Here is a 26,308-nt window from a genome sequence, read left to right as displayed (position 1 = left end):
TTAAGCGTTGATTGCTTCGATCATAACTTTTGTATACGGTTGACGGTGACCTTGTTTACGGTGAGAGTGTTTTTTAGGTTTGTATTGGAAAGTCACGACTTTCTTTTGTTTGCCGTGTTTTTCAACAGTTCCTTCAACAGTTGCGCCTGCAACAGTTGGCGCACCAACTTTTGTAGATTCGCCACCTACTAAGATAACTTCGTCAAAAACAACTTTCTCGCCAGCCTCAACGTTTAATTTTTCAACGTAGATTGCTTGACCTACTTCAACTTTCACTTGTTTACCACCAGTTTTGATAATTGCGTACATGCTATACAGCACCTCCTTCTTCTAGACTTAGACTCGCCATCCCAAGTGATGATTACTCATGCTTAAAAACTTGTTCTGTGCGGTTGTAGCTGTGGAGACCACAATTACAACACTAACTATAATAACAGAACCAGAAAACCTCGTCAATATAAACTCTCTATTTTCTTCACTTTCTCTCTCCAAAAAAACTTCTTCTGTTATTTAAATTTCCGATTGACTTTCTAACACTACTTCCATTATAATTAGCTTTGTTGTGTTACAACTATTGTCATAGTAGCTCAGCAGGATAGAGCATCCGCCTTCTAAGCGGACGGTCGGGGGTTCGAATCCCTCCTGTGACGTAACGATAACAAAAGCGCCTCTTAGAAACCTTGGTTTCTAAGAGGCGCTTTTGTTATCCCAAGTTCATCCTAACCTAGTTTAACTTTCTACCAACTTGAAGTACCTCCACCTCCGCCAAAACTCCCACCTCCGAAACTGTCACCGGAGCCATCATCAGAAGAACCCTCGTTGCTTGTAACCCACCAATCATGACGATTCGCATACATACTGGTCTTTTTTAGTTGCCTGTCAGAACGTGAACTTGCTAGAAATTTAGCAATAGACACATTTCCATAAGCAAAACGCATATCATAGTATTCAGGAGACGTTCAAATTTCTATCTTTTTAACTAATTTCTGTTAACACGCATAAAAAAGAACGTAACGCTTAGTTGACAAACGTTACGTTCTTTTCAGATAACTAGTTAAACAAACACAAGAATATTGATTTTTACAGCTCGTTTTCTAAAATCTCAATCCGCTCATCAAAACTCAACTCTTGATAGATTTGGTGGAGCATCCACATGTACCCATACGGATCAATAAACAATGAATTTTTGAGCGCTCCTTCCATCATTTCAGTAATAGGCTGTACTTCTTGACAACCGTTTTCCATTGCCAGTTGATGTGTCTCTTCAATATTTTCTACTGTTATATTAAACCAGATAGTATTGGGATGTTCTTGGGTTGGTGATTTTAAACCATATTCTTCATTGGCATCTAACATGTGAAACCTCGTGCCATAAAGTTGAAAAACCGCTTCATTCATTCCGATAGGGTATTCGGTTGCTTCTACTACCTCTATTTCAAACACCTTTTTATATAAGGCAAGCGCCTTAAGGCTATCACTAACAATAAAATCGATTTCTGTCCCTTTAATCATTTGTTTTTCCTCCTTCAAAGCTACTAACTGTTGATTAATTTTTTTAATCTTTTGCTCCTCCATTTGAATTAAATGTCGCGATTGATCTCGTTTTCTTAACAAAATAGTTTCCAAAAAAGAAGCATCCTTAAGTTTTCTCAAAGTTTCCGCCATCTCTTCAACTTTAAACCCTGAATCTCTTAACAGTAAAATTTGTTTCAATAAAGGAATTTGATGTGCGCTATAATAGCGATATCCTGTTTTTTTATCAATTTCATTTGGAACAAAAATTCCTGCTTTTTCATAATGACGCAGCATCCGCGGGGAAATATCCATTAACTTGGCAAATTGCCCAATTTGATACATAGAGTCTCCTTTTCATTCAATTGATATTCTTATCATAAACCTTGACACCATGTGAAAGTCAATGAAAAAGTTTCTATTCATACACTTCTATTTTATTTGAATATTCCCGTGATCTTTTTCTTGTTATTTTCTAAAAATCTCCTTTACATTTACTAAAACAGTTGATACGATTAGTATACCTTTTTAAAATTAGAATTTTATAATCTTTAATTTACTAAAAGGCAATCTAAATGAAATCATCTAACCATTAACTTTATTCAGGTCATCAATCTCTTATTTTAAAAAAATAAAATACTCGACAGTTCATTCATTTTTTTCATATGCGTTTATATGGAATCTAGTTCCTGTGTTAAACTCTGATGGTTATAAAGTTTTAATCACGTTATTCAGTGTAGATGAATTAGAAAATAAAAGAAAAAATCACTTGATTGTAAAGCTAATACAAGCAATTAGTTTGTTATTGGTCATTGAAACAGTCATTAGTTGGTTTGTGTGAGGTGACTAAGTTGTTAGAACTAAATGATTACACATTGAAAATAAATAATAAATTACTTTTAGAACATACAAAAGTTTCATTTAGAAAAGGGGTGATTAATCATATCTTAGGGAAAAACGGTGTAGGGAAATCACAATTTGCTAAGGATTTATTGTTAAACCGGAGTGGTTTAATCCCTTCTGAAATAAGTAAAAATGTTACGATTATTTCAAGCTTTTCTAATGTCCCTAATGATTTAAAAGTCTGCGAATTATTTATTCTTCTAGAGAAAAGATTTGGTTTAGATTCAGTCGCACACTTGGCTCATTCTTTGCACGCTACAAATATTTCTAAAACTTCCTTAATTGGACAATTAAGTGATGGACAAAAACAAAAACTAAAATTACTTTCTTTTTTTCTGGAAGATAAATCAATTATTGTATTAGATGAAATTACCAACGCCTTAGATAAACAGACAATTAATGAAATCTATCTATTTCTACTTGCATATATAAAAAATCATCCTAAAAAAATTATTCTAAACATCACACACAATTTATCAGATTTAAAAAATTTAAAAGGCAACTATTACTTAATTGAAGATTTCAAAATGATTCGTTTTACTAATCAAACTGAAGTTATTCAGAAGTATATTGAGGGGTGAAATTTTGGAATTAAAAAAAACGATTTCCAACAAAATAATGATTATTTTAATTGCAATTATCGTTGCAATCTTTGCAATGGGATGGATTCTACCTATTGGCATCGATAAAGTAACTAGGTTAAGTTACCGAGAATACTTATTTAGTACATATACTGTATTTACACAATTTGGCTTTCTAATGTTTTCGTTTCTAGTATCTTTCTTTATTAATAAAGAGTACTCAGGAAAAACAATTTTATTTTATCGTATGATGAATACCAATAGCCTTACTTTTTATATAAAAAAAGTTTTGACACTTACGGTAGAGACCCTAGGCAGTATTCTAGTTCTGTTATTTATCGTTTCCTTTATTTTTATGGATTTTTCTGTAATTCTGCAAATGTTTTTTTTATTATCGATGATTTCAATTCAGTATATTTTAATTGTTGCGTTGATCAGTTTTTTATCTGCTAACGTTCTTTTATCTATCGGTTTTAGCATACTCTATTGGATTACAACAGTACTTTTTGTTGCAATTGGTGGATTTTTACGTTTTTTTGCAATATTTGATGCTTCAAACGAATTATATCTAAACGTCCAGAATTTTTTAGAAGGCTCAGAAAACTCAATTAGTTTTGACCACAATTTATTAATTATCTTGTATATTATAGTTCTAACAGTCATCGCGCTGGCTATTGCAAGGGTAAATAATAAACGTTGGCTAAGACTAGGAGTATAAACGACACCCACTTCGCAGATAGGATTCATCTACTTATTCGAGACAATAGATTAAATCAAATAAAATACAACTAGTTGAAACTAAAAAAGCATCAATTTTGATACGCCCCAAACTGATATTTTTCTAAACTTTGGGGCGTGTAATCAAAATACAAGCTTCTTAGTGTGGCACTGGATATTTCAACGCATTTTTCTTCAACTTTTCTTCGATAATTTCGTCCAAATCAAACCCTAAATTATCAGCCATCATGTAGGAGTAAATGAGAACATCAGCCAATTCTTCTTTGATTCGTTCTTCTTGTTTGATGCCTTCTTCTGCTGTTTTCCATTGAAAAAGTTCTAACAATTCTGCTGCTTCTAAACAAATTGAGAGCGCCAAATCTTTTTCATTATGGTGGGGGCGCCAATTTCTTTCATCACGAAATTGATTAATTTTTGCCATTGTATCCATCTGTTCCCCTGCTTTCTTATTCATTTGATGGCAACTGAAACCCATCGAACGTTTCACCATCATAGTATTTTAATAACTGTTCTGTAGACAATAATGAGGAGGTTATTTCTTCCTCTTCAACAACTGCTTGATTCTCTTCTCTATACAACAAATAAGCCTGTAAAAGCTGTTGGTAGAGTTTTTTTCGTGAAGAGGCTTCCGCTGAAAGAAACGTTAATTCTTTTAAGTGTCCGCGATAGACAGGCAAATCATCAACGAATTCGATTGGTAATTCTACTACAGTTAACTGAAATTCTTCAAAGACTTCTTCGTACATCTGCCATTCCCTCTTTCTGTCGATATTGTTTTGGGGTCATGCCCATTTCTTCTTTAAAACGTTTATAAAAAAAAGCTTTGTCTTGATAGCCGATTCGTTCAACAATTGTTTGAATCGATAAATCTGTTTGCTTCAAGTAGTTTTTCGCCAATTGGATTCGGTAGGCTAAGACAATTTCCGTAAACGTTTTGTTTGTTTTTTCTTTTAAAAAATTCGATAAGTAATTCGGATGAAAATGAAATTTAGCGGCGACTTCTGCTAAAGTGACATGCGCAATCTGTTGCTCAATATACGCTAAAATCACCTCAACACGTTGATGATTCGACAAATAATTATCTTGCATCTTTAAAGCTTCTCTAGGCAGTTGACCTAGTTCCACCACTAGCAAAACAAAGGCCGCTTTGGTCACTTTATTATTAAAATAGGCCATTTTCACAATTTGTTTCAGCAATAATAGCGAATAGACATGAACATCCGAATTTGGCTGGCTGGCAAAAACGAAATATCGAGGAATGTTTTCAAATTCACTGCTAGCAATTTCTGTAAAAAAACGATACATGACTGGTTCTTCCGCCAGCTGATTTAAGAGCGTATCAAGAAAATAGTGCTTTTTAAAATAAAATATAATCATAGACATTCCTTGCCCCTGATAGCTAACCGAGGTGGCCTCATTGACAATCATGACTTGGCCAGCCGAAAACGAACACCTTTGTTGATCCAAATAAGCATAGCCGTCTTGCTCTAAACAATAGAGCATCCGAATAAATCCTTTCGGAACGTCAATGGTTTCCGAAGATGCCAGCATAAAGCCCGCAATTTCTCGATGTGGATTTTCCTTAAATTGCGCTACTTCATTCTCAAGAGCATTGGTAGTGGTTAAATAACAATCTAAGGTCTCTAAAAACTGATAAAATGCTGCATATTGTTCTTCTTTGCTTGCCAATTAATCACCTCATAATCCAACACTTTTTACTTTACTCCCTCTATTTTTTTCTTTGGCGTTTCCTTCTATACTAGATACATGGTAACACGAAAAAAGAGATTCAACAGTTTTTAGGAGGAATTTTTTATGAAAATTAGTTTTATCGGTGCTGGAAATATGGCATCCGCCATTGCCAAAGGTGCGCTAAAAAAGCAATTTATTGCCGCAGAAAACCTTTATTTTTATGATATTCAAGTCGAAAAAACCGCCGCTTTTGCACAAGAAATTGGTGCACACGCGGTTGCTTCACCACAAGAAGCCATTGCAGTAGCTGACTTAGTTATTTTAGCGGTGAAACCGCAATTCGTTCAAGCAGCTTTACTTGAAGCAAAAGAAGCAATTTTAGACAAGCAACCGTTAATTGTTTCTATTGCAGCAGGTACGACTATTGCAGAATTATATCAACTGTTTGAGACTACCCAACCGCTTCGTCTTGTTCGTGTGATGCCCAATATGAATGCATTAATTGGCGCAGGTGCAGCAGCTGTCTGTGGTAACGCTTTTGCATCCCCTGAAGACATCCAGACTGTTTTATCGTTGTTTCGAGCAGTTGGCCAAGCCTGGGAATTAGAGGAACAGTATTTTTCGATTTTTACTGCTATTGCAGGTAGCACTCCTGCGTATGCTTTCTTATTTATTGATTCGATTGCCCGAGCAGCCGTTAAAAATGGTATGAACAAAGAGTTGGCCTTAGAAATTGCCACACAAGCTGTACTAGGCAGCGCTCAAACTTTGGCAAATAGCACAGAGAATCCTTGGACTTTAATCGACCAAGTCAGTTCTCCTGGTGGAACCACGGTTGCTGGGATTGTCGAATTAGAAAACAATGCGTTTATTTCAACAGTCATCAAAGGGATTGAGGCCACCATCCTTCGGGATCAAGAATTAGCCAAACAAGACTGAGAAGAATAGTTACATGAGGGAGTAAATAAGAAAAAGCGCTGAAAATTCAGCGCTTTTTCTTATTTTAGTTGAATGAGTAAGCCAAAATGATCACTGACTATCGGTGTTTTCCTACCATCAAAAATTACTTCATATTTTCGTACGTGCCACTGTTTTGGAACAAATGCGTAGTCAATCCGCAAGGCTGCTTCATTTTCTTCCCAGCCATCTATTTTTTTCTCTACTGTCGCTTCACCGCTTGTCTCTTCCGCTACAACAAATGCATCTTGAATCGGCAAGTAACTATTTTCCACTAATTGATAGCCAGTTGTACCAGCTGGGTTGTTTAAATCGCCTAAAATGACTAACGGTTGTTTCCCCATCGCTAAGTATTTCTCTAATTGTAGCCATTCATAGGCAAAACCTGTACAGGGTGTTTCCCACCAAGAAAAGTGACCAGAGACAACAGTAAGCGTACCTTTTGAACTCTCTGTCTCCGCTACTAAGATTTTTCTTGTTCGATAATTCGTTGGTTCTTGGCTTTCTGAAATAAGGAGAGCTTCACTAGTCAACGGACATTTCGAAAGTAGTGCGTTCCCTTCTTCATAAATAGCGTAACCAATGTGGCTCATTTCCCAACTCCAATAATAGTGTTGGCCTTTTCCAGCTAGATATTGAACGATTAGATATGCAAAATTATCTTCATGGATCGGCGTTTGGGTCGCTATGGGACAAAAAGTAGTTAACTGTTCTAACGGCACTTTCTTGGAAGCGACTTTCTGATTCACTTCTTGTAAGGCAATTATTTCACTTTCAGAAGATAAAATCACCTTGGCAATCTCCTCTAATTTTTTTAATGGTTCTTCTTCTAACCAGCTATGAGTATTGATTGTTAAAAGATTCATCTTTTCCCCTTCTCTTACATGTTATTAGGTCGGGCACAATTATTGATTGTGCCCGACCTAATCATTTAAATTTCAATCTGTCCGATCACAGTTCCCGCAGTGGTGGTTCCTAGTTGATTAATAACTACTTGTTCCACTTTGTCGCTGTTTGTAAAGGCGACAATAATCGTTGTTTCTTTGCCAGCTTGTTCAATCACATCCAAATTCATTTTAGCTAGTTTCGTCCCAGCTTTCAATGATTGTCCTTCTTTAACAAACGATTCAAAAGCAGGTGTTGCCATTTCGACTGTATCAATCCCCATATGGACAAGTACTTCGATGCCTTCTTCTGTTTGTAGCCCAATCGCATGTTTGCTTGGGAAAACACTTAGGACTTTCCCCGAAATTGGTGCCACCACCTCTCCTTCTAGAGGCTTAACTGCAAATCCATCCCCCATCATTTTTTGTGAAAAGACAGGATCATTGACTTGCGCCATTGGAATAACTTCCCCTGTCGCCACAGCCACGAAATCTTTTTTCTTGCCTAAGAAATTCGTTGTTGGCACTCCTGTTGTACTTTCTGCTATAACTGGTTCTGGAATGTCAACGCCGGAAGCTAGTAAATCTTCAATATCGGATTTTAAAACATCGGCTTTTGGTCCATAAACGGCTTGAACACCATTATCTTTCACAATCAAGCCCATTGCGCCTGCCCGTTTCCACGCCTCTTCCGAACCGACTTTTTCTCGATCCTTTACACTGACACGTAAGCGTGTCATACACGCATCAACTTCTTTGATATTTTGTTTACCACCAAGTAAGTAGACAATTTGCGCGATTTGCTGATCGACGACACCTGAACCAGCCGCGCCAGATGCGATTTCTTCGCCGTTATCATTGTCGTAGTTTCCATTTCTTCCAGGTGTTGCATAATTAAATTTTTTAATTAAGAAATTCGCTAAGAAATAAGTGACAACACCAAAAATGATGACCATTAAAACAAAATTGATTAAATCGCCACCTAAACCAGCTTTTATTGCTAGCGGTGTTCTTGTTAACAATTCAATATTTCCAAACGAATGCACACGCAATGATAAAATATCAGCCATTGCAAAAGCAGCACCTTGGATCACGGCATAAATCACATAAAGCGGCACTGCAGCAAACATAAACATGAATTCTAACGGCTCTGTCACACCAGTTAAGAAAACAGCTAAAGCAGCAGAAAAATACATTGATTTATATTTAGCTTTTTTATCTGCATCGACATTACGATACATCGCCAAAGCCATCCCCATTAAAATCCCTGAAGAACCAATCATTTGGCCTACTTTGAATCGAGCTGGCGTCCAATTTTCTAAGACAAACTGATACTTGCTCATATCACCAGCGCCTTTAAGATTCACTAAGTCTGTTGCCCAAGCCAACCATAAAGGATCTTGACCAAAGACTTGGGTTCCAGCTTGTGCGCCAGATAAAATTTCATACGTTCCACCTAATTGTGTATAGTTGATTGGAATCGTCAACATATGATGTAACCCAAAAGGTAATAACAAACGTTCCAACGTTCCATATAAGAATGGCGCTAAAATAGGTGCACTATCTTGAGATTGCGCAATCCATAACCCAAAATTATTAATTCCCGCTTGAATATTTGGCCAAATAAGTGCTAATGCAATTGAGACAATTGTTGACCATAAAATAACGACAAATGGGACAAACCGTTTACCATTAAAAAATGATAGCGCATCTGGTAATTTCCGATAATTGTAATACTTGTTGTAAGCCATCGCACCGACAAAACCAGCAATAATCCCTACAAAGACACCCATATTTAATGCCGGAGCTTCTAAGACACTTGTAAAGAATCCCTTCACCATAATCTTGGTGCCAAATAAGGTATGCGTGAAAGCTTGTTCATCTGCCAACATTTCATTTGTTACACCAAAAATGGCTCCAGTAATACGGTTGATTAAAACAAAAGAAATCCCCGCTGCAAATGCGCCACCTGCACGATCTTTGGCCCAACTGCCACCTATTGCTAACGCAAATAGTAAATGTAAGTTGCCAATAATTGCCCAACCGATACTCTCCAGAACTCCGCCTGTTGTTACTAACAAGCCTAAATTAGGATCGATTAAGGGAAGCGATTTCCCAATACTAATCATTAAACCCGCTGCGGGCATTACTGCCACAACGACCATTAAAGCTTTCCCGAATTTTTGCCAAAACTCAAAACTAAACATTTTTTTCATTCCTGCCACTCCTTACGCAATCGGTTTCGTTATGTTGCCATTATATACTCCTGTTTCCTTTTTGTAAATGCTTTAATTTCAAAAATATTGTGGAAAACAACTCCCTACTACTTAATCCTTTTTTATTTTGTCTTTTAATAAAGCAAATAAAGCTCCTTCTAACCTACCTTTGTTTCAGCTTTTATTCATAAGATTACACTTTTTAAGCATTGACTATTGACTAATGCAATCGGTTGCGTTTATGATAGACCTATCAATAAAATCACTGAGGGGGATTCTCATGAAACAAATCAAACGTTTATTCCAAATTGATCCTTGGAAAATCCGTACTACACACTTAGATAAAGAAAATTTACGTTTACAAGAATCATTAACGAGCATTGGCAATGGCTATATGGGGATGCGGGGAAATTTTGAAGAACACTATTCTGGCGACCACCATCAAGGAACCTATTTAGCCGGTGTTTGGTATCCAGACAAAACACGTGTTGGTTGGTGGAAAAATGGTTATCCTGAATATTTTGGCAAAGTGATTAACGCAATTAATTTCATCGCAATGGACTTACAAATTGATGGACAAACAATTGATTTAGCCACTACACCTTACGAAGATTTTTCTTTAGAATTAGACATGCAAAATGGGGTCCTTTCTCGGCAATTCACCATCCAAACACCGAAGAACAAAGTGCGCTTCTCTTTTGAACGTTTTTTAAGCTTAGAAAAAAAAGAAGCAGCTTACATCCACTTAACAATTGAAATGTTGGAAGGTACAGGCACAATCACTCTTCACTCAAAATTGGATGGCGATGTTCAAAATGAAGACAGCAATTATGAAGAACATTTTTGGGAAGAAATAGCTATTGAAACACAAGAAACACTTGGCTTTGTTACGACTAAGACCATTCCTAACAACTTTGAAATAGAGCGTTTTACAGTGACTGCAGGCATGCGCCATTTCATCGATGGAGCCTCTGTTGTGCCTACATATACACAACAGCCCTTGGCTTTAACCGCAGAATTGACAGTGTCTTTAAACGAAGGCGAAACGACCGCCATCACAAAAGAAGTGCTTGTCGTTACCAGTCGTGATGTGCCAGAAACGCAACAAATCACACGAGTAAACGAATTATTTTCAGAAATGACTACCTTGTACCCTGAAGCAAAAGCTGGGCAAGCTGCCGCTTGGGCAAAACGTTGGCAATTAGCTGATGTTGTTATTGAAGGAGATGATGAAGCCCAACAAGGCATTCGTTTTAATCTTTTCCAACTTTTCTCAACCTACTATGGCGAAGACGATCGTTTAAATATCGGACCAAAAGGCTTTACTGGCGAAAAATATGGTGGTGCCACATATTGGGATACTGAAGCATATGCTGTCCCACTTTACTTGGCGTTGGCTAAGCCCGAAGTTACTAAAAATCTACTGAAATATCGCCACAATCAATTGCCTCAAGCCATTCATAATGCCCAACAACAAGGGTTAAAGGGTGCGCTTTACCCAATGGTTACTTTTACTGGTGTGGAATGTCATAATGAGTGGGAAATCACTTTTGAAGAGATTCACAGAAATGGTGCGATTGCTTATGCGATTTATAATTATGTCAACTATACAGGAGACGAAGATTATCTAAAAGATGCTGGTCTAGAAGTACTTGTAGCAATCGCTCGTTTTTGGGCAGATCGGGTCCACTTCTCCCAACGTCATAAACAATATATGATTCATGGCGTAACGGGGCCAAATGAATATGAAAATAATATCAATAATAACTGGTATACCAATACCATCGCTGCGTGGGTTCTACGTTACACCCGTGAGTCTTATTTAAAATTCCAAGAAGAAACAACGCTCAAAATTGCAGACGACGAATTAGCTAAATGGGCAGACATTGTAGAAAATATGTACTTCCCAGTGGATAATGAATTAGGCATTTTTGTACAACATGACACTTTCTTAGATAAAGATTTAATGCCTGTTTCTGATTTACCACTTAGTGAGCTGCCTTTAAATCAACATTGGTCATGGGATAAAATTTTGCGGTCTTGTTTCATTAAACAAGCCGATGTTCTTCAAGGAATTTATTTCTTCAATGACGCCTTTTCTTTAGAAGAAAAACGCCGGAACTTTAACTTTTACGAACCAATGACTGTCCATGAATCTTCTCTTTCACCAAGCATTCATGCTGTGTTAGCTGCTGAATTAGGCATGGAAGAAAAAGCAGTGGAAATGTATCAACGAACAGCGCGCCTTGACTTAGATAATTACAATAATGATACAGAAGATGGCTTACACATTACCTCAATGACTGGTAGTTGGCTAGCGATTGTTCAAGGTTTTGCCCAAATGAAAACGGACCATCAACAACTAAAATTTGCACCCTTTTTACCAGCGACATGGACAGCCTACTCATTCCACATTAATTATCGGAATCGTTTACTATTTGTTGAAGTTGCAGCAGACCAAGTGGCCTTCACTTTACTCGACGGCCCTGCAATTCCATTAACTGTTTACGATCAAAAATACACATTAAAAGATCGATTAGTTTTACCGATCAGAAAGGAAGAAGTTCATGTTTAAAGGCGTTTTGTTTGATTTAGATGGCGTTATTACTGATACAGCAGAATTTCATTACCACGCTTGGAAAAAATTAGGGAACGAAATTGGAATTTCCATTGACCGTGTTTTCAACGAACAATTGAAAGGTGTAAGCCGTGAAGATTCTCTGCAGTTACTGTTAAAATACGGAAAAAAAGAAGGCACGTTTTCTTCTGAAGAATTTGCCCAGTTAGCGCAACGGAAAAACGATTATTACTTGGAAATGATCCAAGCGATTACGCCTGAAGATGTCTACCCAGGAATTCTTTCTTTATTAACGGAATTACGTGAAGCCAATATTAAAATCGCCTTGGCTTCTGCAAGTAAAAATGGGCCTTTCCTTTTAGAAAAAATGCAATTGACGCCCCTTTTTGATGCCATTGCTAATCCAGCAGACGTCCAGGCAGGCAAACCCGCTCCAGATATTTTCATTTTAGCTGCGAAAGAAATTGATTTGACACCAGCAGAATGTCTTGGCATTGAAGATGCCAAAGCTGGGATTCAAGCGATTCTTGCTAGTGGAGCGCAACCTGTTGGCGTTGGCCGCAAAGAAGAGTTAGGCGAAGGGTTGCCCATCGTGCCAGAGACGAGCGCTTTAACGTTTGATTACTTAAAAAAAGTGTGGCTTGATCATGAAGGATAATCGTATCACCGTAACCGATATTCCAAACACAAACTTAAAGAAAATTACTTTGAAGAACGACTTTTTAGAAGTCGTTCTTCTCAATTATGGCGCGCGCCTCCATCAACTTTTGATGCCAAATAAAAATAATCATTGGGAAAATATCCTTTTATCGTATGATTCGTATCAAGATGTATTAAAGGATCAAAGCTTTTTTGGCGCCACTGTTGGACCAGTTGCTGGACGCATTCGTAATGGCCATTGGCAAAATGGAATATTAGAACAAAATAGCGACGGTCATCATATCCATGGTGGCTCAAAGGGGTGGTCTTTTCAATATTGGACAGTCGAGCCCTTTGAAAAAAAGGATATCATTGGCGTTGCTTTTCATTTAACCGACACCATTTCTGGCTATCCTGGACCAATTGAGGCCACCATCACCTACCAGCTAGAGGATAATCATTTACGAATGATCAGTACTGGACGGAGTAAACAGGAAACACTTTTTAATCCTACGAACCACGCCTACTTTAATTTATCTGGCGATGGAAAGTTAGACATTCTGTCGCATTTGCTATCTTTGAACTGTCAAGGTATGTTAGAATTAGACGATAATAAGCTGCCTACTGGACGGATTTTACCAGCTTCTGAACTATCCATACGTTTTAATGAACTGACACCTATCGAAACAATCCTCCAACGCTATCCAACTGGGTTAGATGATGTTTTCCCCTTAGTTGGCTCTGACTTAAGACAGCCACAATTATGCTTACAAGAACCTACTTCTGGAAGAAAAATGACGATAGCAACAACGAACCAAAGTATGGTATTATTTTCTACGACTGGTTTTGAGGCTCCATTTTCTATTAATGGACAAGCGATGCATTCAAACTATGGCTTAGCAATTGAACCACAAGAATATCCAGACATTGTTCATCATCCTCAGTGGGGCTCTATTTTATTACCAGCTAATAAAAAGCAAACCTACCAAACGGTTTATCAATTTAACCTTCTATAATCACTAAGAAAGGCGTGGCAAAAATGGCAATTACAGTAAAAGATGTCGCTAAGAAAGCGGGGGTTGCAACCTCAACCGTTTCGCGTGTCATTAACGATCATCCAAGTATTTCTGAATCGACAAAAAAGAAAGTTCGAAAAGTCATGGATGACTTAGGCTATGTGCCAAATATGACAGCACGGAATTTGGGTAAACGAATTTCAAGTGCCATTGGCGTAATTTTACCTCCTTTAGATTCGAAAGAACGGTTAGGGAATCCATTTTATTTAGAAATTATGGAAGCCATCAACGAGGAAGCCCGTCTTTATGATATGACTACTGCTATTGCAACTGCCAAAAGCTTTGATGTACTATTGGAAAACGTTAAAAGAATGCATCTTCAAAAACAAGTGGACGGTTTTATTCTTGTGTATTCAGATAGTAAGGACCCCGTCATTGATTACTTATATGAAAACAACATTCCCTTTACTTTAATTGGTCAACCTTACCAACATGAAACGGAAATAGTTTACGTGGATAATGATAATCAATTATTAGGGAAACAAGCGACGGAATTTTTAATTGAAAACGGCCATAAAAATATTTTATTTGTGACCAATACAACGCATGAAAGTTTGTACTTTGAACGTTACTTTGGTTATCAAAAAGCAATGATGATGCAAGGATTAACTGTTTTACCAAGCGTTGCGTTAGAAAAACCTGAAGATTACATGGCTTTTGATGACATTCTTCATCAAAATAATGCCACGGCGTTGGTGGTGATTGATGATATCTTTGCTTTGCGGACGATGCAACTTGCGCAAATCTATGGTTATCAAGTTCCTGAAACGTTATCCATTATTAGTTTTAACAACTCAATCTTTTCAACATTGACACATCCTTATCTAACAAGCATTGACATCGACACGTCAGAATTAGGTCGAATGGCGATGAAAAAATTATATGAATTAATCCACGAAGAATTGACGAATGGTGTCCGTCTCGTTATTCCTCACAAATTAATTAAGCGTGAAACAGTTATTCCTATTCATTAAAAAAGAAGCGTAAGCAGTTTAACACTGCTTACGCTTCTTTCTATGTGTACGCTCTTATTCGTATGTATTACTTTTATAAAATAACTTTTTGCGAAATTTTTTTCCAAAACGTTTCTTCTTTTGCATCAAATTGAGCTGGTTCCCCGTCAGACAATTTTTCATTTAATAATGATAATTTTTCTTGATGTTTTGCATACTCATCTTTTTTTATTAGCTCTAAACGATACGCACGATCCAAGATCGACTCTCGATAGTTAACATTCATTTTCGTTGCCTTCGCCATTTCTTACATTCCTTCCCAAAATAAATTTTCATTTTTTCGTTAAATTCTTCTATAATTATAACAAAAATATCAGAAAAATAAATATGAAACAAACGATAATTGCGAAAATTTTGTTTTTTCATGCAATTATCGTTCGATTATTTAAGAAATTAAAATTATTAACCAATAATTAATCAATCAGCAAACGCATTAAATGAACATCTAAAAATTCACCTTGGTCTGTTTTGGCGCCCCGAGGCATAATTGCCTCTGTTTCAAAACCTAATTTTTTATAGACATGAATCGCTCGTTGATTACGATCCTGTACCGTTAATTCCAAGCGACGAATAACATGACTTTCATGCGCCCAGCGAATAAGTTCTTCCATCAGGATACTGCCCAGTCCATAGCCCCAGTACTGTTTTAAAATACTAATGCCAATTTCACCAATATGCTCCATCCGCTTTTTAGAAGAAGCAGACACAGATGCGGTCCCAATGATCGCTTCTCCCGCTAATGCCACCAATAAAACATTATTTGGCGATTCATAGAGTGTTGCTAGATTTTCAGCCAATTCTGTTGTCGACATGGCCATTCCTCGCTCATCCATTACCAAATAGGGCGTTTCACTCCCAATTTTTGACATCACAGATAGTAATTGATCCGCATCAGTAGGCACTGCTTCTCGAATAGAAAATGTTTGTTCAGACATATTCGCGAGCCTCCCACGTTTTCAGAATCTCTGCTATTCTTTCTTCTGCCAATGGACCAGTTCCGCGGAATTCAAGAACTCTCTTGTCAGCTTCTTGAGAATCTTTATTTAAAATAATTTCTAAATAATCTTCTGGCAATTCTTCTTCAATCAAGCTGCCCCATTCTACAACGGATAGCCCATCTCCTTCAAAATACTCATCTAACCCTAATTCATCCGCACCCTCTTCAACACGGTAAACATCCATATGGTATAACGGAAGTCGTCCTTGTGGATATTCGCGGATAATCGTATAGGTGGGACTTTTAATCATTTGGGAAATGCCTAATCCTAAAGCAATCCCTTTCGTCATTGTCGTCTTACCGGCCCCTAAATCACCAGTCAGGACAATTACATCACCAGCTTGTGCCTTTTGTCCAATGATTTTAGCAATTGCTTCTGTTTCCAATGGATTGTTCAGGACAATATTCATTTTTTTGCCTCCCATCTGCAAGAATCTATGTATGAAAGTATACCGAAAATTCAATAAGTTGACTAGTGGCAGCTTCAAAAAAATAAAGTTGAGGCCCAAGTGTCCTGGGAACCTCAACTTCTACTTTGCTTATTTATCATGCTTCGACATAGTTAATTAGTCGTTCATTAATGTTTGAGCAGCTGTAATGATTGATAATTTATAAACATCTTCTTCGTTTGCACCACGTGATAAATCAGAAACTGGTTTGTTCAATCCTTGTAAGATTGGGCCAATTGCTTCAAAGTTACCTAAACGTTGAGCAATTTTGTAGCCAATATTTCCTGATTGTAAATCTGGGAATACAAAGACTGTTGCTTCTCCAGCAACTTTTGAGTTGGGCGCTTTTAATTGTGCAACAGAAGATACATAAGAAGCATCAAATTGTAATTCACCATCAATCGCATATTCAGGTGCTAATTCTTGCGCAATTTTTGTAGCTTCAGCAACTTTTGTTACTTCTGGTGCTTTTGCAGAACCTTTTGTTGAAAAACTTAACAATGAAACTTTTGGTTCAATGTCAAATAATTCAGCTGTTTTGGCACTATCAACAGCAATTTCAGCTAATTCTTGTGCAGTTGGGTTCACGTTAATCGCGCAGTCTGAGAATAAATATCTTTCTTGGTCACGACCACGAATCATTAAGAAGGCACCACTTGTACGGCTTACGCCTGGTTTTGTTTTAATGATTTGTAACGCAGGACGAACTGTATCACCTGTTGAGTGGATAGCACCACTAACCATACCATCAGCAATACCCATGTAAGTTAACATAGTACCGAAATAGTTGACATCTTTTAAGATTTTTTCAGCATCTTCTTTAGTAGCTTTTCCATTACGGCGTTCAACAAATGCTTCGACCATTTCATCCCATTTTTCATAATCATTTGGGTTGATAATAATAAAGTTTGATGTGTTGATTCCACGAGCCATAGCAGCATTTGCAATATCTGTTGGATCACCAATTAAGATTGGTTCTACTAATTCATCAGATTTTAAGCGGGCAGCAGCACCTAAGATTCTAGGATCTGTTGCTTCAGGGAAAACAATTTTGATATTACGGCGTACGACTTTAAATTTTAAGCTATCGAATAATTCCACGATAAACCCTCCAGTTTTATATTTACAAAATCCATCATACACTATTCTCAAAGAAAATAACAGTTTTTTCTAGCTGTATTAGTCAAAAAAACCAATAATCCGATAAACTTTTCACAAACTAACTCTTCTACACTATAACAGCATACACTGTTACATTACACTGTTTCAGGAAGTTGCCAATCAATCGGCGTTTCCCCTAAACGTTCTAGAGCGGCATTCGCTTGAGAAAACGGACGTGAGCCAAAAAAACCACGATGTGCTGACAATGGACTTGGATGTGGCGATTTGATAATCACATGCCGAGTCGTATCAATCATTTTAATTTTTTCTTGAGCTGGACGTCCCCATAAAATGAAAACAACGGGTTTTTCACGCTCATTCAACTTTTCGATAATGACATCTGTCAGTTGCTCCCACCCTTTACCTCGATGGGAATAGGCTTGACCTGCCCGAACGGTCAACACAGTATTTAATAACAACACGCCTTGTTTGGCCCAGCTTTCTAAAAAGCCATGGTTGACGGGTTGGTATCCTAAATCAGCTTGTAATTCTTTGTAAATATTCGCAAGAGATGGCGGCACTTTCACACCTGGCTGGACAGAGAAACTTAGTCCGTGTGCTTGATTGGGTCCATGATATGGATCTTGTCCCAAAATTACTACTTTTACTTCTTCAAAAGGGGTTAGTTCTAACGCTGAAAATAAATGATACATATCTGGATAAATCGTTTGTGTCTGATATTCTTTTTTCAAAAATTCCCGCAATTCTTGATAATACGGTTTTTCAAATTCAGCAGATAAAACGGTTTGCCAACTATTGTGAATAATTTCTTTCATAATGCTCACTCCTTCGCTCTCTAAGCATAACGAATTTCTCCAAACCTGACAAGAAATTTCTGGGTACTTTCTCTTGGAAAAACGTGGTAAACTATAGGTAAGCTTTAAATAGATAATGAGGTGTAGAGAATCGATGATTAAATTAATTGCTTCAGATATGGATGGAACACTTTTAGATGCAAAAATGAGCATCACAAATGATAACGCTTCAGCAATTCGCGAAGCGGAACGTTTAGGAATCGAATTTATGGTTGCTACTGGCCGCGCATATACCGAAGCGAAACCCGCGTTAGAAGAAGCTGGAATTGACTGCGCCATGATTACTTTAAACGGCGCCCAAGTGTTCGACAAAGATGGACACTCACTTTTCACGGCTGGGATCGAAAAAGAAACAGTAACCGAAGTACTAACTATTTTGAGTCAACACAATGTTTACTATGAAATCTCTACAAATAAAGGTATTTTTTCTGAACATCAAGAAAAAAGAATTGAAAACTTTGCCGCTCATATTGCAGAATCCATGCCCCATTTAACTTATAAAGTGGCGATCGCCATGGCTTCAGCACACCTATCTTTATTGCATATTACCTATGTTGATCGTTTAGACGACATTTTAAAAGATGATTCGATTGAAGTCCTTAAAATTATTGGCTTCAGTATGGATGGGCCGAAAGTATTAGGTCCTGCTGGGATGGAAGTAGAAGAACTAGATGATTTGGTTGTTACCTCTTCTGCGCTTAATAATATTGAAATTAACCACCGCCTAGCACAAAAAGGGATTGCAGTTGCGCGCGTCGCTAAAGAACGTGGGATTCCCGCTGAACAAGTCATGACTATTGGTGATAATTTAAATGACGTCAGCATGATTCAATGGGCTGGGGTAAGTTTTGCAATGGGCAATGCCGAACTGGAATTAAAAGAATACGCTAAATATGAAACAGCCACTAATTTAGAAAATGGTGTTGGCGAAGCCATCCTGCGTGCAATAAGAGAAGATTTGTAATAAGCACTACCAGTTACAGCACTCATTTATATATAGAAAGGAGATCGTGTCGTGTCTGAATTTTTTATTCAAGAACAACAGTTAGGAAAAGTTACGCGAACCATCGTGAAAGACCAAGCAGGCCGTTCACTTTTTCTATTGGTGGGGCGCTGGGGCACACGAGGAGATGCGCTTTCTTTATATGCAATGAACGGAGAAATTTTAGCCAGTATTAAACAAGTTTCTTGGACTTTTGGTACACGATTTGAGTTATATCAGCGTTTTGAAAAAGTGGGTACTCTACGAAAACTGTTCAATTTGAATGCTGATTTCTATTATGTTCAAGGCCTTCACTGGGCAGTTGTTGGTGATATCAAAGCGCATCAATATTCAATTTATCAAGTCCATAAAAAAATTATGTCAATGGATAAAACCATGCTTTGTACAGGCGACTATTTTGTTTTAACTGTTGCCAATGATGAGGACGCACCGTTGTGCATCTGTATAGCAGCTGTCCTTGACTACTGGTTATATAATAAGAAAAAACAAAAAACTTCCGATGATTTTGGATTAGATTTTGATCCTTTAACGGATTAATGAAAAATAACGAAGCTAAAGTGATTGACTTTAGCTTCGTTATTTTTACACTTCTTTTTGCATATGATTGTATAAGTGACCACTAATAGTCATTGTTGTGACATCTTTAAAGCCTTTGCTTGCGTATAACTTTCTCGCCCCTGGATTGTCAAAATCAACATTTAGACCCAAGGCTTGCTTCCCGCTAGCTTTGGCTACTTCAGGTAAAGCATCTAATAACTTAGAACCAATTCCCATTCCACGGAAACGTTCATCCACAGAGATCGTGTCTAAATACCATTCATTAGGCAAGGTTTCTTCTTCAATAAATAGCCGAACATCTTCTGCTAAGCCATGTTTTTTAAAGACTTCTCTTAAAGGTTCATCAATAATCTTTTCATCTTCTGCAGGATAGCCGACAGCAATCCCTGCAACTTCACCTGCATGTTCATAAACTAAAATTCGTTGATAGCCATAGCGATAGGTTGGATACGCCGTTGCCTCTGCTAACAGGTCAATCATTTGTTCTTCTGAGACTTCTTCTAAAATTGGTAACTCCATATCTTTTAAAATAACTAAGACCAGCCGAGCAATCGCTTGACCGTCTTCTTTTGTTGCTGAGCGAATCATTGTAATTCTCCTTTACATTTAACTAAAAAAGAACTGGCTACTATCATTACTGACTTAGCCAATTCCCTTTATCTTATCTTTAGTATAACAAATTTATTATTGAATTTCTACTGTAACCTGACGTCGTCCCCAAAGACGGCATTGGTCTACTGAATCAAAATGAACATCAATAATATTGCCTTGAATAGCGCCACCTGTATCCCCAGCAATAGCAAAGCCATAACCAGAGACTTTCACTAATGAACCTAGAGGAATTACACTTGGATCGACTGCAACTACATTGCTTTCTTTACTTAAGTCAATACCAGTAGCACTTAGATTACTTGCACCAGCTTCGCGCCAAGAATAAGCAGTTGATTCCATCTGAAGCACACGACCAGAGCCAGTTCCTGGTGTTGATGATTCGCCTGTCGATGATTCTGGCGTTGATGACGATTCGGATGAACTAGCTGAACTTGAAGATTCAGTGCTACTGCTTTCCGTACTTGTAGAAGAGCTTGATGCTTGACTGCTTGACTCTTCAGCAGCTTCGGCTTCTAGTTTAGCCGCCGCATCTGCTTGCGCTTGTTTGTCGGCAGCTGCTTGTTTCTTCGCTGCTTCTGCTTTGGCAGTTTCTGCCGCACGTTTTTTCTGTGCCTCAGCTGCTGCTTTTTCGCTGACTAAGCGTTGTTGCTCTTTCTGTTTGTCTGTCGAAATTTGAGCCAATAATTCTTCATTATTCGCCATTTTTTCTTTTAACTCAGAGACTTTATTATTCATTGAAGAAGCTTCAACTTGTAATTTCTCTTCATTTTGTTTTAAAGTTGTTTGCGTATTTTCAACTTTTTCTTGTAATGCAGCTAACTTTTCTTTTTCGCTAGTTAAGCTTTCAATCTTTTCCCGTTCAAAGTTTTGTAAAACGGTCATGGCGTAGGCCCGATTAAAGAAATCTGATAAATTTTCTGCATCTAATAAGGCTTGCCAAGTACGTTGGTCGCCATTTAATTGAATATCCTTCATACGATCGCCAACAGCTTCTTTACGACGAGAAATATTTTTTTCTGTTTTTTCTATTTCCTCTTTCGAAGTTTTCAACGTATCTTCCGCTTTCGAAATTTGCGTTTTTAAACGTTCGATTTCCGCATATTTAGCATTTACATCGTCTAAGGCTGAATTGATTTCTTTACTAATTAACTCCCCAGATTGTTTCGCTTGCGCTTCTTTTTCTTGCAACGAATCAAGTGATTCTGCTGCCGCAGCGACTGGAAGTCCAAAATTGATAAGCATCATTGTTGTTAAAAATGGTATCAACTTTTTAACCTTCACTAAATCCAACACCTTTCCTAACTTATCTAAAACACCTACTCATTATACTAGTCAGGAGGGCTTGTTTTATTTCAATCATGTTACAATTTATTACAATTTAAATGCAACTCTTTTTTTATCCTGCGTTTATTCATTAGTCCATTTCTATCTCAATTCTTTAAGAATTTCTTAAGACGGCTTAAAAACTAGCTTTTGACGATTTTTCTTTTTTTCATCCCATTAGACCATTGATTGAAATATTTTGTAATATTTTTTGTTAATTATTGGCCCTTTTTCTTCAAATCTTCTAAGAGATGCCGAACTTCTTTGGAATTTTTAATGTTTTTTAAAGTTAGTTTTGGGTAATTGTTAATAAAACGACGTTGTTGGAAATTTAACCGATTTTGGAAATGCTCTTTTTTGGTTCGTTCTTTTAACTTCTGCCAATCAGCTGTAGCGATTTCCATTTTTGTGTTCAACCGTTGCTTAAATTCTTGTTGGTTCGTTTCCAACGTTTGGCCCATCTCGGTAATAAGTTTTTTGAAACCTTGCATGTTCAGCAACGTATAAATTAAGTCAAGCCCCATTACAATCACTATGCAAAGTGCTAAGTAGTTGCCAAAGGTTGCTTGTAAAAAGCTGACAACTTTGGCGATTTCTGGTTGAATAACTTTGACAATCAAGACACACCCCAATCCCCAAAAAAGAGAAACCGGTAAAGCCACGCGACCGTTTAAATTAAAAGGTACATCATGATAATCCCACCAAGAGGCATGGAACAATTTTTCCAAGCCATAACTAGTGACATATTCTAAAATCGTCACTAAAACAGCCGATCCGACATACAATACCAAGAGATTGTTCTCAAAGGGTTCCACAAAATAGAGAACGCTTAAGACCCCAAATCCATAAATAGGACAATAAGGCCCTACCAAAAATCCTCGATAAACAAATTTTTTGGCTTTTAATGAACAATACACCGTTTCCCATAACCAGCCGATAAAGGAATAAATAAAAAATAACAAAATAACCTGACTCATTTTTTCCACGTTTCTGTCACACTCCACTTCTTTGCTCTTTTCTTCTATTTTAACAGAAGTTGAGAAAATGTAGCGAACAACTTTCTTTCATTGAAAGATTAGGCTACAATGAGAGCAGCAAAGGGAGGAATCTTATGTTTGGTTTATTGAAATACGCAAAAAATTATCGAAAACAAATTATCCTCGGTCCAGTCTTCAAATTTTTAGAAGCTTGTTTCGAGTTAGTCTTGCCCTTATTCATGGCTCACTTAGTCGATGTCGGTATTCGTCAAAACGACCGACAGACTGTCATAGAAATGGCCCTCTGGATGCTTGTTATGTCGTTAGTTGGTTTATTTTTTGTCATGATTTGTCAATACTATGCTTCAGTCGCTTCGCAAGGTTTTGGGACGGAGCTAAGAAATCAATTAATGAAGAAAATTAATCAGCTTTCACACAAAGAATTGAATAGTTTTGGTACAGATACCCTCATCACCCGGATCACAAACGATATCAACCAGCTTCAATTAGCTTTAGCGATGTTTATTCGGTTGGTCATTCGGACACCTTTTTTAAGTATCGGTTCTGTGGTGATGGCTTTTTACATTGACGTGCAGATGGGCTTTCTTTTCCTATTACTTTTACCAATTTTTAGCCTTATTCTCTTTATTATCATTAAAGTGACTGTGCCTTTATATCAAAAAGTCCAAGAATATTTGGATCGGTTAAACCGTCAAATTAGTCAAAATTTAAGCGGTGTCCGTGTGATCCGTGCGTTTGCTAGAAAGGAAACAGAGCAACGACATGTTGATAAAGCTTCAGATGATTTAGGCGATATTTACATTCGTGTATCGAATGTCTCTGCTTTATTAACGCCTTTAACCACTTTGATTATGAATGTTGGAATTTTATTTTTACTTTATTTTAGTGGCTTAAAAGTTTCTTTCGGTTCCCTGCAACAAGGGGAAGTTTTAGCATTGATCAATTATATGAATCAAATGATGCTCGCTTTAATTGTTGCTTCTAATCTCGTGGTAATTTTTACGCGAGCTGCCGCTTCCGCAAACCGTGTCAATGAGGTTTTAACTGTAGAAAGTCAGTTAACAGATACACCAGAATCAGCAAAAACATCTCCACAATTTGGTGATATTACCTTTGACCATGTAGATTTTCGCTATGAACCAGAGGCCGGTTTGGCTTTGGAAAATATCAATTTTACGATTCCTAAAGGCTCAATTCTCGGCATCACAGGACCTACCGGCAGCGGGAAAAGTACCTTAACCCAACTCATTCCCAGATTTTATGATGTGAGTGCAGGAAACCTTTTTATTAATGGTGTAAATGTGCGCGATTGGCCGCTCTTTACTTTACGCCAACAAGTTGCAAGTGTTCCACAAACTGCCGTCTTATTTACAGGGACTATTCGAGAAAACTTACAATGGGGCAAACCAAATGCAACTGATGAAGACTGTTGGGAAGCATTAGCTATCGCCCAATGTAAAGAATTTGTTGAACAATTAGACCAAGGGTTAGACACACCTGTTAACGAAGGCGGAAAAAACTTTTCTGGTGGACAAAGACAACGGTTGACTATTGCCCGTGCCTTGATTAGGAAACCACATTTACTTATTTTAGATGATTCCTTGAGTGCCCTCGACTATCAAACAGATTTGAATCTGCGCCGTGCTTTACAAAAAGAACGAGCAGAGACAACCGTTATTTTAATTTCACAACGCGTGAGTTCGATTGCTACGGCGAATCAAATTTTAGTCCTAGATAGTGGAAAAGTCGCTGGCCTTGGCACCCACGAAGAATTACTTACTTCTTCTAAAGAGTATCAAGAAATCGTTGCATCACAGGAGGAGGATACCCATGCAAACTAAAAAAATTCATTTTGGTGCCTTCTCACGTTTTAAGCCGTATTTACTACGCTATCCAAAAGAAATTATCGGCGCCTTAATCCTAGGAATTCTCAGTGGTTTTTCGACTGTCCTCATGACTTATTATATAGGTAAATCCGTTGATACAATGGTTGGTAAAGGACAAGTCAATGCTGCGCAACTCATCAAAATTTTAGGTTTATTAGCAGGGATTTTACTCGTAACCGTTCTAAGTCAATGGCTGATTCAACGTCTCGGTAATCGCGTGTCTTATTTATCGACCACACAGCTGAGAAAAGATGCCTTTGCCCATTTAAATCAATTACCGTTAAGTTATTATGACCAAACATCACACGGAAATATCGTCAGTCGCTTTACCAACGATATTGACAATATTTCAATGGCTTGCTCGGCTGTCTTCAACCAATTATTTTCCGGCATGGCCACCGTCGTTGTTGCTTTGCTCTTTATGATTCGGCTAAGTCCCCTGCTCACATTAGTGGTTCTTATCAGTACGCCGATTATTTTTATTGTAAACTGGCTTGTTGCAAAAGCTTCACAAAAAAACTTTGCTGCACAACAAACGATTGTTGGTGAAATTTCCGGTTTCGTTTCAGAAATGGTTGGCAACCAAAAAATTGTTAAAGCCTTTCAACAAGAACAAGCTACGCAAGAAACATTTGAAGCATTGAATCAAACGTTGTATGAAAAAGGACAGAAGGCTCAGTTTTCTTCCTCCTTAACCAACCCACTTTCTCGATTTATCGACCATTTATCTTATTTATCGATTGGATTAGTCGGTGGCTTGTTAGTTTTAAGTGGCAATCCTTTAGTCACAGTTGGTGTTATTTCCAGTTTCACCATTTACTCTAGTCAATTTTCTAAACCTTTTATTGAACTCTCAGGAATCACCAACCAAATCCAAGCAGCCTTAGCTGGATTGGAACGTACTTTTGATATGATGGATCAACCAGTTGAACGTCCTGATGCCCCGAACGCAATTGTTTTGAAAGAAGCGCGAGGCCGTGTTGAATTTAAAGACGTTGATTTTTCTTACACGCCGACGCGACCTTTAATCGAAAACTTTAATTTAATTGCTGAACCAGGAGAAACAATTGCCATTGTTGGGCGAACCGGTGCGGGTAAATCAACATTAGTGAATTTGTTAATGCGCTTTTACGAGGTCGACCATGGTCAAATTACGGTTGATACTCACGACATTACTCAAATTACTCGGGATAGCTTACGAAAAAGTTTTGGTATGGTTCTCCAAGATACTTGGCTATTCGATAGCTCCATTCGGGAAAATTTAACGTACGGAAATCCCGAAGCCTCTGACGAAGAAATTATAGAAGCCATGAAAAAAGCCCATATTTTTGATTTCGTCATGCGTTTACCTCAAGGACTAGATACCGAGATTGGTTCCCAAGGCGTTAAAATTTCTGAAGGACAACGACAATTAATGACTATTGCACGCACGATGATTAGTAATCCGCCGATGCTTATTTTAGATGAAGCGACCAGTTCAGTTGATACATTGACCGAGCAAAAAATTCAGGATGCTTTTTTACAAATGATGACTGGCCGGACCAGTTTTGTTATTGCCCATCGCTTAGCAACAATCAAAAGTGCTGAAAAAATTCTAGTTATGGACAATGGTCAAGTAGTTGAAATTGGCACCCATGACGAATTATTGCAAAAAGAACAGGGTTATTATCGTGACCTTTACGAAGCGCAGTTTAATCAAAAAGCACAATAAAAAAGA

The 26,308-nt window shown here is 37.6% G+C and carries 26 protein-coding genes, 1 tRNA gene, 1 pseudogene and 1 other annotated feature; of the genes and pseudogenes, 12 read left to right on the top strand and 16 right to left on the bottom strand.

The features are described 5' to 3' along the window. The gene (rplU, locus tag IGL37_RS03460) at window positions 1-309 is read right to left on the bottom strand and encodes a 50S ribosomal protein L21 (protein ID WP_002355866.1); all 309 of its coding nucleotides are present in this window, start codon (window positions 307-309) and stop codon (window positions 1-3) included. Between the two features lie 19 nt (window positions 310-328). After that, window positions 329-404, bottom strand: a sequence feature (ribosomal protein L21 leader region). 172 nt (window positions 405-576) lie between these two features. On the opposite strand from rplU, the gene IGL37_RS03455 reads away from it, so the two are divergent. Beyond that, window positions 577-650, top strand: a tRNA-Arg gene (locus tag IGL37_RS03455). A 430-nt stretch (window positions 651-1,080) separates the two neighbouring features. On the opposite strand, the gene IGL37_RS03450 is transcribed toward IGL37_RS03455, so the two are convergent. Continuing rightward, window positions 1,081-1,512, bottom strand: a complete 432-nt coding sequence (locus IGL37_RS03450; RefSeq protein WP_002370677.1) for a VOC family protein — start codon at window positions 1,510-1,512, stop codon at window positions 1,081-1,083. A gap of 144 nt (window positions 1,513-1,656) precedes the next feature. Then, window positions 1,657-1,857 (bottom strand): annotated as a pseudogene (locus IGL37_RS03445) (MerR family transcriptional regulator); the annotation flags it as partial. A 497-nt stretch (window positions 1,858-2,354) separates the two neighbouring features. Between IGL37_RS03445 and IGL37_RS03440 the strand changes: the two are divergent. Both IGL37_RS03440 and IGL37_RS03435 read left to right on the top strand, forming a co-directional pair. Beyond that, on the top strand, window positions 2,355-2,996 hold the full coding sequence (locus IGL37_RS03440) for an ATP-binding cassette domain-containing protein (protein ID WP_002385078.1): 642 nt from the start codon (window positions 2,355-2,357) through the stop codon (window positions 2,994-2,996). Window positions 2,997-3,033: 37 nt separating this feature from the next. After that, window positions 3,034-3,714, top strand: coding sequence for a peptide ABC transporter permease (locus IGL37_RS03435; RefSeq protein WP_002401553.1), 681 nt, complete (start codon window positions 3,034-3,036; stop codon window positions 3,712-3,714). Between the two features lie 159 nt (window positions 3,715-3,873). Here the strand turns inward: IGL37_RS03435 and IGL37_RS03430 are convergent, their stop codons facing one another. From IGL37_RS03430 to IGL37_RS03420, 3 genes are read right to left on the bottom strand one after another with little or no spacing between them, the layout of a single operon-like run. Then, window positions 3,874-4,188, bottom strand: coding sequence for a nucleotide pyrophosphohydrolase (locus IGL37_RS03430; RefSeq protein WP_002370682.1), 315 nt, complete (start codon window positions 4,186-4,188; stop codon window positions 3,874-3,876). Further along, window positions 4,181-4,480, bottom strand: coding sequence for a hypothetical protein (locus IGL37_RS03425; protein ID WP_002358867.1), 300 nt, complete (start codon window positions 4,478-4,480; stop codon window positions 4,181-4,183). Before IGL37_RS03425 ends, IGL37_RS03430 begins: the two co-directional genes overlap by 8 nt. Further along, complete coding sequence (locus tag IGL37_RS03420) at window positions 4,461-5,423, bottom strand: helix-turn-helix domain-containing protein (RefSeq protein ID WP_002376144.1); 963 nt, start codon at window positions 5,421-5,423, stop codon at window positions 4,461-4,463. The genes IGL37_RS03425 and IGL37_RS03420 overlap by 20 nt, the downstream gene beginning before the upstream one ends. A gap of 126 nt (window positions 5,424-5,549) precedes the next feature. On the opposite strand from IGL37_RS03420, the gene proC reads away from it, so the two are divergent. Then, on the top strand, window positions 5,550-6,365 hold the full coding sequence (gene proC / locus IGL37_RS03415) for a pyrroline-5-carboxylate reductase (RefSeq protein WP_002355848.1): 816 nt from the start codon (window positions 5,550-5,552) through the stop codon (window positions 6,363-6,365). Between the two features lie 59 nt (window positions 6,366-6,424). On the opposite strand, the gene mapP is transcribed toward proC, so the two are convergent. Then, entirely contained in the window at window positions 6,425-7,249 is an 825-nt protein-coding gene (gene mapP, locus IGL37_RS03410) for a maltose 6'-phosphate phosphatase (RefSeq protein ID WP_033918003.1), read from the bottom strand. A 65-nt stretch (window positions 7,250-7,314) separates the two neighbouring features. Next, window positions 7,315-9,483 (bottom strand): PTS transporter subunit IIBC, encoded by a 2,169-nt coding sequence (locus IGL37_RS03405; protein WP_033918002.1) that lies wholly within the window; start codon window positions 9,481-9,483, stop codon window positions 7,315-7,317. Window positions 9,484-9,763: 280 nt separating this feature from the next. Between IGL37_RS03405 and IGL37_RS03400 the strand changes: the two genes are divergently transcribed. The 4 genes from IGL37_RS03400 to bopD are packed head-to-tail and all read left to right on the top strand — an operon-like array spanning window position 9,764 to window position 14,750. Further along, window positions 9,764-12,058: a glycoside hydrolase family 65 protein gene (locus IGL37_RS03400; protein WP_010825085.1), complete on the top strand. Its 2,295-nt coding sequence runs from the start codon at window positions 9,764-9,766 to the stop codon at window positions 12,056-12,058. After that, entirely contained in the window at window positions 12,051-12,719 is a 669-nt protein-coding gene (pgmB, locus tag IGL37_RS03395) for a beta-phosphoglucomutase (RefSeq protein ID WP_002355844.1), read from the top strand. The genes IGL37_RS03400 and pgmB overlap by 8 nt, the downstream gene beginning before the upstream one ends. After that, complete coding sequence (locus tag IGL37_RS03390) at window positions 12,709-13,716, top strand: aldose epimerase family protein (protein ID WP_002378115.1); 1,008 nt, start codon at window positions 12,709-12,711, stop codon at window positions 13,714-13,716. The genes pgmB and IGL37_RS03390 overlap by 11 nt, the downstream gene beginning before the upstream one ends. A 23-nt stretch (window positions 13,717-13,739) precedes the next feature. Beyond that, a complete protein-coding gene (bopD, locus tag IGL37_RS03385) occupies window positions 13,740-14,750 on the top strand; it encodes a LacI family transcriptional regulator BopD (protein ID WP_002358859.1) in 1,011 nt (336 codons plus the stop codon). 73 nt (window positions 14,751-14,823) lie between these two features. On the opposite strand, the gene IGL37_RS03380 is transcribed toward bopD, so the two are convergent. The 5 genes from IGL37_RS03380 to IGL37_RS03360 all read right to left on the bottom strand — a co-directional run bounded on the left by IGL37_RS03380 (window position 14,824) and on the right by IGL37_RS03360 (window position 18,172). Beyond that, window positions 14,824-15,033 carry a hypothetical protein gene (locus IGL37_RS03380; protein WP_002355840.1) on the bottom strand — a complete coding sequence of 70 codons (210 nt, stop codon included), beginning with the start codon at window positions 15,031-15,033 and terminating at the stop codon, window positions 14,824-14,826. A 169-nt stretch (window positions 15,034-15,202) separates the two neighbouring features. Then, the gene (locus IGL37_RS03375; RefSeq protein ID WP_002388894.1) at window positions 15,203-15,724 is read right to left on the bottom strand and encodes a GNAT family N-acetyltransferase; all 522 of its coding nucleotides are present in this window, start codon (window positions 15,722-15,724) and stop codon (window positions 15,203-15,205) included. Continuing rightward, on the bottom strand, window positions 15,717-16,211 hold the full coding sequence (gene tsaE / locus IGL37_RS03370; protein WP_002409305.1) for a tRNA (adenosine(37)-N6)-threonylcarbamoyltransferase complex ATPase subunit type 1 TsaE: 495 nt from the start codon (window positions 16,209-16,211) through the stop codon (window positions 15,717-15,719). Before tsaE ends, IGL37_RS03375 begins: the two co-directional genes overlap by 8 nt. Window positions 16,212-16,352: 141 nt before the next feature. Continuing rightward, window positions 16,353-17,336, bottom strand: a complete 984-nt coding sequence (pta, locus tag IGL37_RS03365; protein ID WP_002355836.1) for a phosphate acetyltransferase — start codon at window positions 17,334-17,336, stop codon at window positions 16,353-16,355. 155 nt (window positions 17,337-17,491) lie between these two features. Beyond that, window positions 17,492-18,172: a uracil-DNA glycosylase gene (locus IGL37_RS03360; protein ID WP_002363309.1), complete on the bottom strand. Its 681-nt coding sequence runs from the start codon at window positions 18,170-18,172 to the stop codon at window positions 17,492-17,494. A gap of 133 nt (window positions 18,173-18,305) precedes the next feature. Between IGL37_RS03360 and IGL37_RS03355 the strand changes: the two genes are divergently transcribed. Both IGL37_RS03355 and IGL37_RS03350 read left to right on the top strand, forming a co-directional pair. Beyond that, window positions 18,306-19,175 (top strand): Cof-type HAD-IIB family hydrolase, encoded by an 870-nt coding sequence (locus IGL37_RS03355; RefSeq protein ID WP_002383369.1) that lies wholly within the window; start codon window positions 18,306-18,308, stop codon window positions 19,173-19,175. 51 nt (window positions 19,176-19,226) lie between these two features. Continuing rightward, window positions 19,227-19,751 (top strand): LURP-one-related/scramblase family protein, encoded by a 525-nt coding sequence (locus IGL37_RS03350; RefSeq protein WP_002355833.1) that lies wholly within the window; start codon window positions 19,227-19,229, stop codon window positions 19,749-19,751. A 45-nt stretch (window positions 19,752-19,796) separates the two neighbouring features. Here IGL37_RS03350 and IGL37_RS03345 read toward each other — a convergent pair whose 3' ends face one another. From IGL37_RS03345 to IGL37_RS03335, 3 genes are all read right to left on the bottom strand, one after another. Beyond that, window positions 19,797-20,360 (bottom strand): GNAT family N-acetyltransferase, encoded by a 564-nt coding sequence (locus IGL37_RS03345; protein WP_002355832.1) that lies wholly within the window; start codon window positions 20,358-20,360, stop codon window positions 19,797-19,799. Between the two features lie 96 nt (window positions 20,361-20,456). After that, on the bottom strand, window positions 20,457-21,677 hold the full coding sequence (locus IGL37_RS03340; protein ID WP_002385067.1) for a 3D domain-containing protein: 1,221 nt from the start codon (window positions 21,675-21,677) through the stop codon (window positions 20,457-20,459). Between the two features lie 248 nt (window positions 21,678-21,925). After that, a complete protein-coding gene (locus IGL37_RS03335) occupies window positions 21,926-22,693 on the bottom strand; it encodes a putative ABC transporter permease (RefSeq protein WP_002387023.1) in 768 nt (255 codons plus the stop codon). Window positions 22,694-22,818: 125 nt separating this feature from the next. On the opposite strand from IGL37_RS03335, the gene IGL37_RS03330 reads away from it, so the two are divergent. Further along, window positions 22,819-24,546 (top strand): ABC transporter ATP-binding protein, encoded by a 1,728-nt coding sequence (locus IGL37_RS03330; RefSeq protein WP_002364705.1) that lies wholly within the window; start codon window positions 22,819-22,821, stop codon window positions 24,544-24,546. After that, entirely contained in the window at window positions 24,536-26,302 is a 1,767-nt protein-coding gene (locus IGL37_RS03325; RefSeq protein WP_002361379.1) for an ABC transporter ATP-binding protein, read from the top strand. The genes IGL37_RS03330 and IGL37_RS03325 overlap by 11 nt, the downstream gene beginning before the upstream one ends. The last annotated feature ends 6 nt before the right edge of the window (window positions 26,303-26,308 follow it).

Origin of the sequence: Enterococcus sp. AZ119, from assembly GCF_050546175.1 — a bacterium.
GTDB lineage: Bacteria > Bacillota > Bacilli > Lactobacillales > Enterococcaceae > Enterococcus > Enterococcus faecalis.
The sequence above is the reverse complement of the archived record's forward strand: the minus strand, read 5'-3'. Positions and strand labels throughout refer to the sequence as shown.